The 16,447-nt window shown below is 44.7% G+C and carries 13 protein-coding genes and 1 tRNA gene; 6 read left to right on the top strand and 8 right to left on the bottom strand.

Annotated elements, in window-relative coordinates:
• The first annotated feature begins 35 nt into the window (after positions 1-35).
• Both ACUNWA_RS12095 and rfbB read left to right on the top strand, forming a co-directional pair.
• Complete coding sequence (locus ACUNWA_RS12095; protein ID WP_445592174.1) at positions 36-1,619, top strand: sulfatase family protein; 1,584 nt, start codon at positions 36-38, stop codon at positions 1,617-1,619.
• Between the two features lie 74 nt (positions 1,620-1,693).
• Positions 1,694-2,749, top strand: a complete 1,056-nt coding sequence (rfbB, locus tag ACUNWA_RS12090) for a dTDP-glucose 4,6-dehydratase (protein ID WP_445592291.1) — start codon at positions 1,694-1,696, stop codon at positions 2,747-2,749.
• Between the two features lie 133 nt (positions 2,750-2,882).
• On the opposite strand, the gene deoC is transcribed toward rfbB, so the two are convergent.
• From deoC to dtd, 3 genes are read right to left on the bottom strand one after another with little or no spacing between them, the layout of a single operon-like run.
• Positions 2,883-3,710, bottom strand: a complete 828-nt coding sequence (deoC, locus tag ACUNWA_RS12085; RefSeq protein ID WP_445592173.1) for a deoxyribose-phosphate aldolase — start codon at positions 3,708-3,710, stop codon at positions 2,883-2,885.
• A gap of 5 nt (positions 3,711-3,715) precedes the next feature.
• Positions 3,716-4,063, bottom strand: coding sequence for a nucleotide pyrophosphohydrolase (locus ACUNWA_RS12080; protein ID WP_445592172.1), 348 nt, complete (start codon positions 4,061-4,063; stop codon positions 3,716-3,718).
• Between the two features lie 52 nt (positions 4,064-4,115).
• On the bottom strand, positions 4,116-4,571 hold the full coding sequence (dtd, locus tag ACUNWA_RS12075) for a D-aminoacyl-tRNA deacylase (protein WP_445592171.1): 456 nt from the start codon (positions 4,569-4,571) through the stop codon (positions 4,116-4,118).
• A gap of 131 nt (positions 4,572-4,702) precedes the next feature.
• On the opposite strand from dtd, the gene ACUNWA_RS12070 reads away from it, so the two are divergent.
• Positions 4,703-7,096 carry a TonB-dependent receptor gene (locus tag ACUNWA_RS12070; RefSeq protein WP_445592170.1) on the top strand — a complete coding sequence of 798 codons (2,394 nt, stop codon included), beginning with the start codon at positions 4,703-4,705 and terminating at the stop codon, positions 7,094-7,096.
• Positions 7,097-7,109: 13 nt separating this feature from the next.
• Positions 7,110-8,087 carry a lipoate--protein ligase gene (locus ACUNWA_RS12065; protein ID WP_445592169.1) on the top strand — a complete coding sequence of 326 codons (978 nt, stop codon included), beginning with the start codon at positions 7,110-7,112 and terminating at the stop codon, positions 8,085-8,087.
• A gap of 3 nt (positions 8,088-8,090) precedes the next feature.
• On the opposite strand, the gene ACUNWA_RS12060 is transcribed toward ACUNWA_RS12065, so the two are convergent.
• The 5 genes from ACUNWA_RS12060 to ACUNWA_RS12040 are packed head-to-tail and all read right to left on the bottom strand — an operon-like array spanning position 8,091 to position 15,403.
• Positions 8,091-10,640 (bottom strand): hypothetical protein, encoded by a 2,550-nt coding sequence (locus ACUNWA_RS12060; RefSeq protein WP_445592168.1) that lies wholly within the window; start codon positions 10,638-10,640, stop codon positions 8,091-8,093.
• Positions 10,637-12,208, bottom strand: coding sequence for a carboxypeptidase-like regulatory domain-containing protein (locus ACUNWA_RS12055; protein WP_445592167.1), 1,572 nt, complete (start codon positions 12,206-12,208; stop codon positions 10,637-10,639). Before ACUNWA_RS12055 ends, ACUNWA_RS12060 begins: the two co-directional genes overlap by 4 nt.
• Entirely contained in the window at positions 12,208-13,776 is a 1,569-nt protein-coding gene (locus tag ACUNWA_RS12050) for an aspartyl protease family protein (protein WP_445592166.1), read from the bottom strand. Before ACUNWA_RS12050 ends, ACUNWA_RS12055 begins: the two co-directional genes overlap by 1 nt.
• Positions 13,777-13,794: 18 nt before the next feature.
• Positions 13,795-14,781 (bottom strand): FecR family protein, encoded by a 987-nt coding sequence (locus tag ACUNWA_RS12045; RefSeq protein ID WP_445592165.1) that lies wholly within the window; start codon positions 14,779-14,781, stop codon positions 13,795-13,797.
• A 40-nt stretch (positions 14,782-14,821) separates the two neighbouring features.
• Complete coding sequence (locus tag ACUNWA_RS12040; RefSeq protein ID WP_445592164.1) at positions 14,822-15,403, bottom strand: RNA polymerase sigma-70 factor; 582 nt, start codon at positions 15,401-15,403, stop codon at positions 14,822-14,824.
• 258 nt (positions 15,404-15,661) lie between these two features.
• Between ACUNWA_RS12040 and ACUNWA_RS12035 the strand changes: the two genes are divergently transcribed.
• Both ACUNWA_RS12035 and ACUNWA_RS12030 read left to right on the top strand, forming a co-directional pair.
• Positions 15,662-16,132 (top strand): hypothetical protein, encoded by a 471-nt coding sequence (locus tag ACUNWA_RS12035; protein WP_445592163.1) that lies wholly within the window; start codon positions 15,662-15,664, stop codon positions 16,130-16,132.
• A gap of 67 nt (positions 16,133-16,199) precedes the next feature.
• Positions 16,200-16,283, top strand: a tRNA-Leu gene (locus tag ACUNWA_RS12030).
• Positions 16,284-16,447 lie beyond the last annotated feature (164 nt).

Raw genomic sequence — 16,447 nt, 5'->3', positions numbered from 1 at the left:
AGATCTTTTTGCAAATAACGACTAAACTTGATTGAATGAAACAAGCTGTTACAAAAAACTTTTTGCTGGCTGGCATCAGCTCGTGCTGCCTGATGAGTTCCTGTTCCGTAGAGGAAAGCCAATTACAAAAGCCCAACATCATTTATGTATTAGCCGATGATATGGGCTTCGGTGATGTGTCGGCTTACAATCCGAATAGCAAAATTGAAACACCCAACCTGGATCGCATGGCTCAGCAGGGAATTCGATTTACAGATGCACACACCTCTTCTTCGGTTTGTACGCCCACGCGCTATGGTATTTTAACCGGGCGCTACAATTGGCGTAGTCCTTTGAAAAGTGGCGTTCTTACCGGAAAATCCAAGGCTTTGATTCCGACCGACCGGACAACCGTAGCATCCTTGCTGCAGCAAAAAGGCTACCATACCGCTTTTATTGGGAAATGGCATTTGGGTTGGAACTGGCACCTGAATGATGCGGAAAACTTCGGCGGTGAAGGCTGGGATGTGAAAGACTTTGATAATATTGATTTCTCAAAGCCCATTACACACTCGCCCAACGACTTGGGTTTTGACTATGCTTACGGGCACTCCGGCTCCCTCGATATGGCACCTTATGTGTATGTTGAAAATGGGCAGGCTACAGCTATCCCGGATTCAATCTCAGAAAATACCGGCAAGTATTCGTGGTGGCGTAAAGGACCGACATCCAGCGATTTTGACCATGAAGATGTTACGCCTAATTTTTTCAGACGTGCCATGGATCACGTTAGTCAGCAGGCTCAAGCCGATAATCCATTCTTTTTGTACTTGGCTTTACCTTCTCCGCATACCCCTATATTGCCTACTGCCGAGTGGCAGGATAAAAGTGGGTTAAATCCTTATGGCGACTTTGTGTTGATGGTCGACGACTGGATGGGGAAACTGCTGGCAAGCCTTCGTGAGAATGGGATCGAAGAAAATACGTTAATCATTTTTACGACCGACAACGGTTGTTCGCCTGCAGCAAAGATTGAAGAGCTGACAGCAAAGGGGCATTATCCCAGCGGTGTTTTCCGCGGTCATAAAGCCGATATTTTTGAAGGTGGCCATCGCGTGCCTTTTATTGCGCAATGGCCGGCCAAAATCAAACCGGGCCTTGTGTCGGATGAAACCATTTGCACCACCGACTTATTAGCCACTTGTGCCGAAATTACGGACTACCAGTTGGCTGACAGTGAGGGCGAGGATAGCTATAGTTTGATGCCTGTTTTTGAACAAGCTATGCTTCAGAAGCCTTTGCGCGAAGCAACGGTTCATCATTCCATCAACGGAAGCTTTGCTATCCGTCAGGGCGATTGGAAACTGATCATGTGTCCCGGCTCAGGAGGTTGGAGTTTTCCACGACCAGAAAATAAGGCTGTGATTGATACACTTTCTTCGATACAATTGTATAATCTGAAGGATGATCCATCAGAAAGCCAGAACTTGCAAGCTGCTAATCCAGAGATTGTGAGCGAGCTTAAGGCTTTGCTGACGCGCTATATTCTCGATGGACGAAGCACGCCCGGCGAGCCGCAGGCCAATGACCCGATTGGGGGCGAATGGAAACAAATAGGTTTTACTAAAGCAAGCGACTAAACAACTCGTTTGTTGTCATTCCATTTTCGAATCAGGGGAGAATGGCTAATTTTGACTTTGCAAAAATTGAATAGATCATGAAAACAATACTCATCACCGGCGGAGCCGGTTTTATCGGATCGCATGTGGTTCGATTGTTTGTCAATAAGTACCCCAATTATAAAATCGTTAATCTGGATAAACTAACCTACGCCGGAAATTTGGAGAACCTGAAAGACATGGAGGGTAAACCCAATTATGAATTTGTGAAAGGAGATATTGTAGACAGCGAAGCAATGTTCAAGTTGTTCCGGGAAAAGCAGTTTGACGGAGTGATTCACCTGGCTGCTGAGTCGCATGTCGACCGTTCAATTTCCAACCCCACGGAGTTTGTGTTCACCAACGTGATTGGTACGGTCAACCTGCTGAATTCGGCCCGGGAGATCTGGAAAGACAAGTTGGAGGATAAACTATTTTACCATATTTCAACAGACGAAGTGTATGGTTCGCTGGGAGCTGAAGGTCTGTTTACTGAAACAACGGGTTACGATCCTCACAGTCCGTATTCGGCCTCTAAAGCCAGTTCCGACCATTTTGTGCGAGCCTATCACGATACTTTTGGCTTACCGGCTTTGGTGTCCAATTGTTCCAACAACTATGGTTCGTTTCAGTTTCCGGAGAAGTTAATCCCGCTTTTCATCAACAATATTAAAAGCAGCAAGGCACTGCCGGTTTATGGCAAAGGCGAAAATATCCGCGACTGGCTGTGGGTGGAAGATCATGCCCGTGCTATTGATGTGATTTACCATCAAGGTAAAGTGGGCGAAACCTACAATATTGGGGGGCATAACGAATGGACCAATATCGACCTGATTAAGCTGATGTGCGGCATTATGGATCGCAAGTTGGGGCGCGAAGCAGGAACTTCAGAAAAGCTGATTAGCTACGTAAAAGATCGTGCCGGACATGACCTGCGGTATGCTATTGACTCCACTAAGTTGCAAAATGAATTGGATTGGGTGCCTAGCCTTCAGTTTGAAGAAGGACTGGAAAAAACCATCGACTGGTATCTTCAGAATGAAGAATGGTTGAACAATATAACGAGTGGCGACTACCAGAATTATTACGAAGAACAATATCAGGCACGCTAACTGCCAAATGAATAAGGGGCTCTCTCAATGTGAGACCCTTATTTTATGCCTTGTTCGGCTCCAATGTTTACCAATTAGTAACCATATCGAACTAAATTTCAGAGGACGTTGACCTTGTCCTCTGAAAGTCAGTTTAGAAGTATTTGATTTCTTCGTTGATCAAATTGCTCAGAAGATTGTTTGCCAGTCGGCTGGCGCCAATTCGGAAGAGCGATGGAGCGAGCCATTCTTCTCCTAAAATTTCGTTTACAATAGTCATGTATAGGATGGCATCCTTGGTGGTGGAGATTCCTCCGGCTGGCTTAAATCCAATCTTCTTACCTGTCTTGATGTGAAAATTCTTGATGGCCAAACACATTTCCATAGCCGCTTCGGGGGTCGCTGCAGGAGTCATCTTGCCAGTGGAGGTTTTGATGAAGTCTGCTCCCGATTCCATTGCCAAAAACGAAGCCTGGTGGATCTTTTCGGGTTCGGCCAATGCCCCGGTTTCCAGAATTACTTTCAATTGTGCATCGCCAATAGCCTGCTTGATGGTGGTGACTTCTTCGCGGCAAATCACATCATCGTCATCCAGAAAAGCCCATAGTGGCAGAACGATATCAATTTCATCGGCGCCATAGTCTACGGCCATTTGCGCTTCCTTCACCTTGACCTCAATAAAACTCATGGAGCCGGGAAATCCTCCGGCAACCGCGGCAATGTTAACATGATCGTCCTGTAAGTTTTCTTTCACCGTGCGAACCATGTTGGGAAACACACAGATGGCCGCCACATTGGGCAGGTTGGGGTAGTCGTTTTCAAAATCGTTAACCCGCTCAGTGAATGCTTTCACATGGCTAATGGTGTCGGTGGCGTTGAGGGTCGTCAGGTCGATGCAGGAAAAGGCCAGTTCCTGCCATTCGGAGTTGTTGTTCTGGCTGGCCAGAGCTTTTATTTCAGCGAGACGATGTTTGGCTTCCATGGGTGCTATTTTAGTTTTGGGTTATTTTGATGCCGGTTTTGATCGCGTTTTGTTTTTTTGTTTACGTTGTTTAGGAATGCTTGGTTCAGGTCAACCCCGGTTTGGTTGGCTAAACAGATCAGTACCCAAAGAATATCGGCCATTTCATCGGCCATGTCATACGCCTGGTCGCTCTTTTTGAACGACTGATCGCCATATTTACGTGCCATGATTCGCGCCAGTTCACCGACTTCTTCTGTTAGAATCGCCATGTTGGTTAACTCACTAAAATAGCGGACGCCGATTGTTTTGATCCATTCGTCCACCATTGATTGGGCTTCGGGTAAACTGATTGCTCTGGGGTCTGTGCTCATATTGAATATAAAGGATAATAATTTTGAAACAAATGATTGCCCGTTTTGATTGCTAGAAGGTCTTATTTTTTGAATCGATAATGATGGTTACCGGACCGTCGTTAAGCAGTTCGATCTGCATGTTGGCTCCAAATTTACCGGTTGGCACTTCTTTCTGAAGGCTTGCAGCCAGAGTATGCACAAATTGTTTGTAGAGCGGAATGGCTATTTCGGGTTTCGAAGCACGGATGTAGGAAGGCCGGTTTCCTTTTTTAGTGTTGGCATGCAGCGTAAACTGGCTGACCACCAGTGCTTGTCCGTCCACATCCTGCAGCGATTGGTTCATCACGCCGTTTTCATCGTCGAAAATACGCAGCTGGCTAATTTTTTTGACAAGCCATTGAATGTCTTCGTCATTGTCGGAATCCTCAATTCCGAGGAGAATTAATAACCCTTGATTGATGCTTGCTGTGACCTCTTGGCGGATGGTTACCGAAGCTTTGGAAACCCGCTGAATGACAACTCTCATTTTTTTATGTTTTTTTGAAAAGGCAACTGTTTACGAACAAGCTTTCCTTATTTTTGTTTAACTAATCCAATCAGCATTTAAACAACTGGTTGAAGTCTAAATTTTAGTAAACAAAGATAATGATTCAACATATGATGCGAAATAAAGCGACTTTAATCCTTAGCCTGATGTTGTTTTTCACAACACCGGTTGTTTGGGCACAACAGGCTTCCATTCATGGGCGTGTTTACGATCCGGCCAGCAATGCAGGGCTGCCTTTTGTTAATGTAGTGGTTTCTGGCACAACTCTGGGAACGGTAACTGATGAGGATGGCAGTTACAATCTGACCGGGCTGACGCCGGGCTTTATTCGTCTAGAGGTTTCTTTTGTTGGCTATGAGAATGTTATTTCTTCGGAAGTGGAAGTGAGTAACCTGAAACCGGCTTATTTGGATGTTGAATTGGAGAAAAGCAACACGGAGCTTAGTGAGGTGACTGTTTCGGCTTCTTTGTTTCGAAAAACCGAAGAAAGTCCGTTGTCCTTGAAGAATATTGGGATTTCGGAGATTGAAAACAGCCCCGGAGCGAATCGCGATATCTCTAAGGTTATCCAGTCTTTTGCAGGAGTGCAGTCTACGCCTTCTTTTCGAAATGATATCATCATTCGGGGTGGCGGTCCCTCGGAAAGTCGCTTTTTTCTGGATGGGGTAGAGGTGCCGAACATCAACCATTTTGCTACTCAGGGCGCTTCCGGAGGCCCGGTTGGGATCATTAATGCGGATTTGCTGCGCGAAGTGAATTATTTTTCCGGTGCGTTTCCGGCCAACCGAGGCAATGCGATGAGCGGTGTGTTTGAGTTTTTTCAGGTGGATGGTAATTCGGATAAATTCCGGGCACAGGCTTCGGTGGGTGCCTCTGAAGTAACCGGAACTATCGACGGTCCTTTGGGGGAGAATACGACTTATATTTTTTCAGCACGCCGGTCTTATCTGGAGTTTTTGTTTGGCTTGTTGGAGCTTCCTTTCTTACCAACGTTCAATGATTTTCAATTCAAGCTAAAGACCAAACTTGATGCGAAGAATGAGTTGACGTTTATTGGTCTGGGAGCGATTGACAAGTCTACGCTCAACCTCGATATTGAAGATCCGGATGCACAGCAGAGCTACCTTTTGGCTTTCTTGCCGGAGAATAAGCAGTGGACTTATACCGTGGGTGTAGTCTATAAACATTTCCGTGAGAATGGTTATCAAACGCTGGTTGCCAGTCGCAATCATCTGAGTAATTCAGCCATCAAATACCTGGATAATGATGATAGCTCGGAAGCGAATAAAACGCTGGATTACCTTTCAGAAGAAATAGAGAATAAGTTTCGCTATGAAAATACAGCACGCTTTGGATCGGTAAAACTGAATTTTGGTGCCAATCTTGATTTTGTTACTTACACCAATTCAACTAAGCAAAAACGGTACTACGATGAAGGACTTGTGGATGTTAATTTTGATACCGACTTAAATGTGGTTAAATGGGGCATCTTTGGGCAGGCCAGCAACAAGATTCTGGACGATCGCCTGACCTTATCGTTGGGGATCCGGATGGATGCCAATAATTACTCCTCCAGTATGCAATCGCTTTTTGACCAGCTTTCGCCTCGCTTGTCGGCTTCGTACCAGCTGACACCCGCCTGGAGCCTGAACTTCAATACAGGCCGTTACTACCAGTTGCCACCTTACACGGCTTTGGGATACAAAAAGGATGATGTGTTGATCAATAAAGTCAATGATTTAAAATACATTCAGGCGGATCATTTGATTGGAGGCATCGAATACCAGCCCCGTTCGAATGTTGTTTTCTCGGTTGAAGCTTTTCTGAAACAGTATACGGATTACCCGTTTTCGGTTCAGGATTCTGTTAGTTTGGCTAACCTGGGGGCCGACTTTGGTGTGGTGGGCAGTGAGGAAGTTCGTTCGATTTCGGAAGGGCGGGCTTATGGTGCCGAGTTTCAAACGCGTATAGCCTCTTCAAACAAGTTTAATTTGAACTTATCGTACACCTGGGTGCGCAGTGAGTTTGATGATAAGAATGGTGAGGCTCTGGTGTCGAACTGGGACAGCCGCCACATGCTGGTTTTGACAAGCACGAAAAAACTGAAACGCGACTGGCAGGTTGGCGTTCGCTGGCGATATGTTGGTGGCTTGCCTTATACGCCTTATGATTTGGATCGATCGAGCCTGGTTGAAGCATGGAACCAAAGCGGAGGGCCCTACCTGGATACCGATCGCTGGAACACCCAGCGTTTTGATGCTTTTCATCAGCTTGATTTGCGGATCGATAAGGCTTATTACTTGAATAAGATCACCGCTAAATTTTATATCGACATTCAAAATTTGTATAATTTCCAGAATCAGGACAAGGATATTTTGGTGCGTCAGCAGGATGCCAATGGGCAATTTGTGACTACCGATAATGGAACCCGCTATGTGCTTGAAAGGGTTGAAAATACCTCGGGAACCGTGCTTCCAACCATCGGAATCATTCTGGAGTTTTAATTACCTTTGTTACATGACTGTGATTTGTATTCAACAAGAAGGGACTGACCCTTATTTTAATTTGGCAGCCGAAGAGTATTTGCTGAAAAATGTTACCGAAGATGTCTTCATGCTTTGGCAAGGTGAGCGTTCGATTGTTGTGGGCAAACACCAAAACGCGCTGGCCGAAGTAAATCATCGGTATGTGTCTGAAAATAAGATTAAGATCGCGCGCCGGATCTCCGGAGGAGGCACTGTCTTTCATGATCCGGGAAACCTGAATTTTACTTTCATCAAAACGGTTGACCGAATCGATCAAGTCAACTTTAAAATTTTCACCCAGCCCATTGTGGCTGTTTTGAAAAATCTTGGTCTGGATGCCTATTCTACCGGGCGAAATGACCTACTGCTAGACGGGAAGAAAATATCGGGCAATGCTGAGCATGTTTATAAAAAGCGGGTTTTGCATCATGGTACTTTGCTGTTTAACAGCGAGCTGAGCCAGTTGCGAAATGCGCTGAAAGTTGATCTGTCGCGTTTTGAGGATAAAGCCGTTCAGTCGAATCGAAGTGAAGTGACTAACATTGCGAACTACTTGAGTCAGCCCATGGAGGTTCATCTGTTTGCCAATTTTATTTTTGAGGGCATCCGTGAAAGCTTGCCGGCACAGCGTGTTTATCAATTCTCCGAAGAAGATTTACAAGCGATACAGAAACTGCGGGATGAAAAATACACGACTTGGGATTGGATTTATGGCTACTCGCCCAAATACACCTACAAGAACCAGGTTGAAATGAATGGGCATCTGATTTCTTTTTCCTTGCAGGTGGTTAAAGGAGTGATTAATTCCATTGATTTTCTGGGTAAAATCTCCAATGAGCAAGCCATTCTACTCACCAACTCTTTGTTGGGTGCGCGTCATGATTTTGAGGCGTTGGAAGGGAGTCTCAAGAAAATTGAGGCCGGTCTGGCCCCAATCTCGGTTGATAAATTACTAGATGTTTTGGTTTAGTATTCAGGGAATAACTTCAATGGTCTGGCTTTGTGTGCTGATTCGGCCTTGTGAATCGACCACATCGACCCGGAGGATAAATTCTCCCGCAACCTGATTGGCATTCACTTCAAATTCAGAACGTCCGAGTGGGTTGAGTTTGACCGACGGATTCCAAAAAAGTGTAGTGGGTTGTTGCTCCGGATTTTCCGACTTTTTCAACCAGAAATCGCGTGGAATGCGATAGCCATTTTCGTACAGGTTTTCGGTTTCTTGAGGGCTTATCTCTTCAAGTGCTTCACCTCGCTTGGTGCGAATTTCAATTAGCCCAACGGAATTGAGCCCGGTATAGCGCTGGATGTCCACGGGACTGGTCGACACATTAATCGATTCGATATCCAGCGGGCTAAGGGAATTCAGAACGGAAGCACTTGTTCCTAACTTTTGTCCATCAACCACAATCAGTGCGCCGTCCTGGGCATTGATGGAGTTGGTTCCACCCGGGAAAATAATTTTATCCCCGCTCAATCGGAATGGTTTAATGGTTTTCAATACTTCGAGCACGGAAGTGCCTGTCATGAGGTATTGTTTATAGGAAGGCTCGCTCTTTGGAAGGTTATCTTCCGCCCGCTTAAGTGGTGTAAACAAGTCTTTGTTTTGTTGGTAGAAATCTTTGCTGAATGAGGCTTGTTCAGCCGAGGCTTTTGTTTGGATGAAGTGCCGAACTTGTTCGGCAACCTGCTCGGCCAGCGATTTTTCAAATTTCACCTTCAGGTTTTCATTGCCATCGGGGCCTATGGCTTTTATCGCGAAGTTATCCAGATCTTTGTTGACTATTGCTTGTTGGAAAAATGTTCCATACTCATCTGTCGACGCATGGATGATCTGCATATTCTGAGCATGTATAAAGCTGACTTTGGCATTCGGAACTGGTTCGTTATTTTGGTCGATGACTTTTCCAAATACGCCAGGTTGCTGGTATTTATTTTGCTCCCGTTCGTGGTCGAAATGAAGAATGTTGATCCAATGGTGATTTTTCATCCGATTGGCAATGAGCAGGTAGTTCATGGTTGTTTCGAGGCTGCTGGATTGTAGTAGTTTGTCAGCATCGGGTAAGGTTTCTTCCAGATCGGAGTTAAGCAATAGCCACGGCACCCATTGGCTGGCCCAGTTTTTGTTTTCTTCTGCAGCGCTGATGCAAAGGCTAATTTCGGGCACGGGCTCTTCGAGATGGTCTGTTTCCAAGCTAAACTTAAATACTTCGCCGGCCTTTACTTGTTTAGGAGCAGCAAGCTGAAGGGAGTGAACTGTTTTTTTTTCAGTATATACCAAGCGGTTTGCTAAAATCTGCTGTTGCTCGTTGAAAACCGTTAGCTGGCTGATGCCGTTGGGGAAATTCGTCTTGGGAATTTTAAGTCGCATGGGGCTTTCCGGCTTTAGTTCCGTAGCCCAGAAAATGGCCTCGCCCTTGTTGGCTGTAAGGTAGATGGTTTTAGCATCTTGTGTGGCAGGCACCAGGTTGGTATAAATGAACTCTTCGTCGGTGCGGATAATGGATAGCGATAAGGCTTCCTCAACCTGAGGAAGTGGAAAGCTTTGGTTTTCGCCAAGTTCGCTGGAGATGTGCAGGCTGTACAACTTTCCTTTTTCAAAGCTTGCCGGAATTATTCCGAAGCCCGGCATTGAGGTAACGGTTTGCGCTAGTTTGTTGCCTTGCTCATCCCTTATTTCAGCACTGGCCGATACGGGCTGCCCCAGTTGATTGTGGATCGTAAAGCCTAGTTTTTGTGTGCCGGCTACCAGATGGCCTCCTTCAGGATAAAAATAAACGACGAGGGGAGCATCTTTGACGGGAAGGATCGTGGTGTAGTTTAGTTCATTTTTTTTGGTTGAGATTACTAGTTTCAACGGATTATTGTAATCCTGCTCTGGAAGGGTTAGCTCCATGGTCGTTGCTCCTTCGGAGTCTGTGCGTAGTTTTTGCTTCTCTATCAATTCAGTTCCATGGAATAATTCTGCCTGAAGTTTTTCCTTTTTGGCAGGATCGCCATTCATTGTCGTTAGTGAAAAAGCATAGTTGTTTGCCGACCCGGGAAGGAGGAAAGCAGGAACAGCTGTTTGCTGAAGTTTGAAAGCGTTTTCGTTTTTTGGGTTGATGTCAATTCGTTTGTAGAATGCTTCGTCCGCCGAGGATAGCATGGGGGTGCTGGCTACCAGAACATATTTCCCTTCTTGCAAGTCTCCCGGGATCATCAAATCGCCTTTCATAAGTCCGGTATGGGTGCGGTAAACATCGCTGGCAACTAGTTCTCCATCGCTGAAATAAAGTTCGACCAGACACTCGCTACTGTATGGTTCAATGGCTTGCCCGGTGGCATTAGTAATGAGCATCGAAAACCAGATGATTTCTTCGGGTTTGTAAATTTCCTTGTCGGTAGTCAGCTGGATTTTCTCAATTGGATAAAACTGATAATAGTCCTGCAGCTTTTGAGCAATATTTTCGACAGCTGCATTTTGTGACAATGTCGTCAGTGAGATTAGCATCAGGCCAAGGAGCAATAATCTGGTTTTCATGGTTGCTTGTATTGAGTGGTTAAAGGTTGTGGCTGGGTGCTGAGCAGGCTTGCTTTCTTAGGATCCTTTTTTAACGCTTTCCGGAGATCTTCGCTGGGCTTAATCACATTGTAATTGCCCCAGAAATCTTCGTCGTATTCTGAAATAGTTTCGCTAAAAATATCAGAAGAATTAAAGTTCTCATTTCTTTTAAAGCGTCTTAGGTTGGTCTCGCGATGATCGGTAATTAAAAGGTCTGAGATGCTGTGAAAAACCGAATTGATCTTATCGTGGCGGCTTTTGACATGAAATTTTACCGAGGCTTGAGCGGAGTTGAAATACCATTTGTTGTGGTGTCGTTTATAGCTTACAGTATAATCCAAGTCGATCGGGCGGACGTTAAATCCCCTGGGCTTTTTTTTGATTAACGATCGACGGGCGCTTTTTTTCCCGCTTCGGCTGAGGCTGAATTCGGCATGAACCAACGCGAAAGTTTCTTTATCGATGTAAAGCTTTCCTTTGTATGTCAGGTAATCGAATTTGCCATCGGGTTTAAACTGGATGACGTAAGTTGGACGATTAAGGTATTTAATGAAACGCTCAACGGTGTAGCTGTAGTAGTTTCTGAATTCATCGTCAATAAATGAGTCCATGGTTTTAATTACATCCAGTTTATTGATGTAGTAAGGGCCCCCCTGCATTTTAAAATCAACCAGATGAAAAGATGATTCGACTTCGGGGCTTTTGCGGCCTTTCAGGAAACGAATTTGGTCTTCGCGGAACGTGTTGGTGTACGAGGTTTTCAGGATGTCCATAATCGCTTCTGAAACATTAATGTAGGCATTGTCCTGTTTCAGTACTTCGCGGTAAAAAGAGGTCATCAGCTGGTTGTTAGTGGGGTAGTTCTGTTCAATGTTTTCAATCAGTTTGTCCATGATTTGAAGCGCATCAGTCGCCGTAACCTTTACTTCGCGCAGCTGAATCTCAACCGGATTTAGTTGTACTGTGAATTGCTTGAGACGAAGGGTGTCCAGCAAAATATACTGGCGGCCATATCCCAAGCACGAAATCACCAGCGTGTCCGATTCGTATTCCGGTGGAATCTTGAGGTGGAACTCGCCATCCACATTTGATATGGTGCCGAACGGATGTCCCAGCACCGAGATGCTGGCATAGGGAATCAATTCTTTGTTTCGACGGTTCAGTATCAAGCCGGATAAGTCATAACGGATTGCTGTGGTTTGGGGCGTTATTCTGCTGGTTTCTGAAGCTTCTCTGTTAGTGATAATCAGTTGGTTTTTTAGTAGGTTGAAATGAAACTCATCTTTGAAAACCACCTTGAGCACTGTTTTTATGGGTTGATTTTGTAGATTAATTGAAATGGCTTTGTCGCTGTTAACAAGCATCGGGTCGTAGGAAAAATAGATGCCGGTTTGATTCGAAATTTGATTCATCAAATCAAGCAGCCGGCCATTTTCCACCCGAACGCTGACCTTTGCGTCGAGTTGAATAGCTTGCTTTTCCTGCGCATGAATTAAAAATGGCAGAAGCAGGAATAGTAAGCTAGTTATCAGGGTTGACGGTTTCACTAAAAGATTTTTTCCAATTGAAAACTTGTTTTTATTTCGTTTCCATCTCGCAGTATTCTCATCTTGATTTTTCGATCTTCTTTACTTTGCAGTAGAAGATTGATGTCATTCAAAGATAATGATTTATGGCTGGTGTTATTCAGTGAAATAATTTGGTCGTTCACCTGAAGTCCGGCCAGATCAGCAGGGGAGTTCTCGCGAATGTTGTCAATGGTGTAAATGGGCACTCCGGGCATTGGGTTATACACCTCCATGCCACTCATGTTGTAGTTGAAATCGTCATTTACTTTGCTGGTTGGGCGAAGCTTAATTTGGTGGTTGGGATAGTCGAGTGTGACGAAGAAACGCTTCAGAATTTCAGCTCCCAACGTTCCGTTCCGGTCATTGGCTATTATCAGTTCTTCAATCATATCGTTATGTGGAAAGGCCACAATGGGTTCGGTCAGGATGAGTGGTCCGACCCAGATGCCTCCAATCCGGCCTTTGCGTCCATGTAAGTCACCACTCAGTCCTTTGCCCAAAAAGGTTTCGATACTGTTTTGTGGGATGTTAATGCGATCATCCGACTTGGTTGACAACCAGATGGCATCGCTCGCACCGGTATCAACCAATAGTTTTACCGGTACCTCCTTATTGTCATCCGTCCGGATGGTGGTGCGCACGTAGGGTTTGTTGTGCTCAAAGTGCAAGGGCATCACAATGTCCTTATTCCTTACCCGGTCTTTGTAGTACTTAGGTTGAATTACGGTTAGCTTTTGGGTGTCGTAGTCTATTTCCACCACGAAGTCTTTAAACAGGTCGAAGCCAATCAAGCCATGCACTGGGATTCCCAGAATTTGCGAAATCTGGAAATCGTCGTTAATCACCATGTGTACTTCCTGGTTCCAGGCTACCAGTCCATCAATTTTCATGGTGTTGTTGCCCGAGCGGTAAGCGGTAAGGCTGTCGCCCTGTCCTAATCCTCTGATGTTTACCGGCTGGAGTAGGTTTAAATTTAGCTTGTTGACGTAGGGCAGCTCGGTAATGATAGGCATCCTTACACCGGTATCCAGAATAAAATTCAGCGTGTCTGAATCATTGATTCTGACTGGAATGATGATCAGGTTACTGGCAGATTTGAACTTAAAAGTGACCGATTTTTTGTCAGGATCTTGAAATTCAAATCGGTTTTTGCTGGGTTTAAATCGCGTTTTCTGTTCGTAGTCGATGCTTTCTTTTAGTGGGACATAGTCGCGCACCACCAAGAGGTTGTTCTCAATTTCGAATATCAGGTAGAAGTCTTTCATCAGCTTATCCAAAACATACCGTATGGGTTTGTTCGAAATGTTGAGTGTGATGTTTTTTCCTTTGAGTAACTCCGAGTTGTAAGAATAGTCCAGGTCTAGATACTTGCATATTTGTTCTACTACTTTGCTCAAAGATTCATTCTCTGCATAAAGACTAATATTCTGATCCAGAACTGGATCTCCTTGTTTTTCTTCCTGTGCAGTTGACGGCAGAGCCATCGCTAGAAAGAATAGGATGGAGATGAAAATTGAAGCGCCGGTTTTTATGATTTGTGTTTTCATGGCTTGACTGTTTTGTGGTTAAGCTTCTTTCTTCAGTTGATAATTCCCATTTTCCGTGTCGACTTTTAATCCGTGTGTTGTTGAGATTACTTTTAGGATAAAGTCGAGGCTTTCCTTTTCAAAATGGGCGTTTAAGAGTAGGTTGTCCAGCTCGTGATCCTGGATTTCAATCCGGACCCGGTACACCTTGTTTAATTGTTTTACGACTTCACTCAGCGAAGTTTCGTTGAACACCAGAGTGCGTGTTTTCCAGGCCAAAAAGTTGGGGTCGGCATTCTGGCTTTTGATCAGTTGTTTGCTGGAAGTGATAAATGTTCCTTTGTCTCCCGGATCCAAAATGATATCCTCAATAGTTTCTTGCTTCGAAACCTGAACTTTCCCGGACGCTACAATCACTTCAATCCGATCATCCTGCGGGTAGGCATTGACCGTAAAGCTCGTTCCCAGGACGCTCACGGTTGCTTCGCCTGCATGAATGATAAAGGGTTTGTTGGGATTAGGAGTCACTTCGAAAAAGGCTTCTCCTTCAATGGAAACTTCCCGACTGTCATCTCCAAATTTGTCGGGATAATTGATTTTTGTATCGCGATTCAGTGTGACCCGAGTTCCGTCCGAGAGCTCAATCTGGGAGAGTCCGGAGTCGTCAACCACTACTTCAGCCATATGCTCGTTGTTCTGTTGCTGTTGTCCGACCCAGTATGCCGAGGCTCCAACGAGCATGGCCAGAAGGACTGCCGCAGCAATTTTGAGTAGCCGGAGTGGAATAATCCGGGCGCTGGTTGTTACTTGTTTATTTTGAGTGCGCGTTTTCACTTGACTGAATGCATGGGCAGTGTCGAACTTTTTTAGCTGAAAATGGAGGTCGATTTTCTGTGCTAACTGACCCAACTTCTTTTTTTCGGTTTCGTCAATTGCAGTTTTTTTTGATGGGGTGGCTGGCTCATCAAAAAGCTCCTTGGCCAATAGTTCCCAATCTTCTTGCCCGATGTTTTTGTTTGTCTTCATCACCCATAAGACAAGGCAGAAGCAAAATACCCTTAATTCATCATTTTTTGGAATTAAACAGGGTGAGTCCGATGAAATAGTCTTTGTAGTCGCTGAGCTTTTCGCGCAGCTGTTTTAAGGCCAGTCCCATGTGGGTTTCAACGGTTTTGACCGACAGACCTAGTTGGTCGGCTATTTCCTGGTATTTCAAACCTTGTTCTCGGCTAAGTTTAAAAATCTGCCGGCGTTTTTCGGGCAGCGAAGCGATGCTTTCTTCAATTTTCTCAGCCAGGCCCACTTCCAGAAAGTAGTCTGATTCGTTAAGTTCGAGGCCAGCTATTTCTTTAACTCTTTCGGCATGCTTCTCGCGTATTTTGAGGTGCTGAATCCAGTTTAAGCAGTGATTCTTTACGGAGCGAAATAAATAGCTTTTCAAGGAGCTGTTTATCTTCAGGCTCTTACGCTGGCTCCATAAATGAACAAACAGTTCTTGAACAATTTCTTCGGCTTTTTCGTCGTTGGATAAAACATGGCTGGCGTACAGGCATAGTGGTGCGTAGTAGGTCTTGAATATGGTTTGGAAGGCTTTTTCGTCTCCTTGCCTTAGTTGTTTAAAAAGGTCTTTTTCGTTGGCGATGGTCATGCTGTTTTATCGTCAGTCCGTTTGATGCGAGGCTAAGATATCAAAAAATAAAGATGTTATGCAAAGAAAATAGATGAAGCAGTGGAAAGAATTAACCAAGGGACAGCAGGCAGTTCTCCTTCAAAAATGAGGCTGTGGGTTTAAATGCCGAAGGTAATTGGTGTTTGGTCGAAGATCTATTAATTTTGATCAATCATTTGTAACTGATGTTTGAGAAGAAATCATGATAATAAGAAAGAATCAATAAAAAGAGATATAATGAAGAAGGTAATTTTAGGATTTGTGTTGAGTGTTTTATTGTCTGGAGTGGCTTTGGCACAGGATTATAACACAGGTATTGGCTTGAGAGGTGGTTTTTCAAGTGGAATAACGATGAAACACTTTGTGACTAGCAATGCGGCGTTGGAAGGAATAATATCAACTCGCTGGCAGGGATTTAATCTGACTGGCTTGTACGAGGTTCATAATCATCCATTTGCCGTCGATGGCTTGAGTTGGTATTATGGTTTCGGTGGACATCTTGGCTTTTGGGATGGCGACAAGGTGGGCTGGGCACATGAGGATAAAACCTATACGGTTATTGGTATTGATGGTATTTTGGGTCTGGAGTATAGTTTTGCAGACGTTCCTTTTTGTTTGAGCTTGGATTGGAAGCCGGCATGGAATGTTATTGGATACTCTGGTTTTTGGGGCGACGGAGGTGCTTTTTCAATACGTTACGTGTTTTAGGTGAAATTTTTTTCGAAATTTTCTTTGACCTCCAAAATTTTCCATTACTTTTGCATCGCTAATTCAAGCCCGGGTGGCGGAATTGGTAGACGCGCTGGATTCAAAATCCAGTTCTGGCAACAGAGTGCGGGTTCGATTCCCGCCCCGGGTACACAAGCGCCTGATTATCGAAAGATAGTCAGGCGTTTTTCTTTTTTAACCAGTTGGTGTTGATATTCTTGTGGCTCACCCGTAAAATCGGCTCACCCGTAAAATCCGGTGGATTTCCATTTTTCAAGCAAAAATTTTAGCTACTCTAAAAAGAAAGTATTTAAT

It is taken from the genome of Sunxiuqinia sp. sy24 (assembly GCF_052677165.1).
This window is presented reverse-complemented; position numbering and strand designations above follow the sequence as displayed.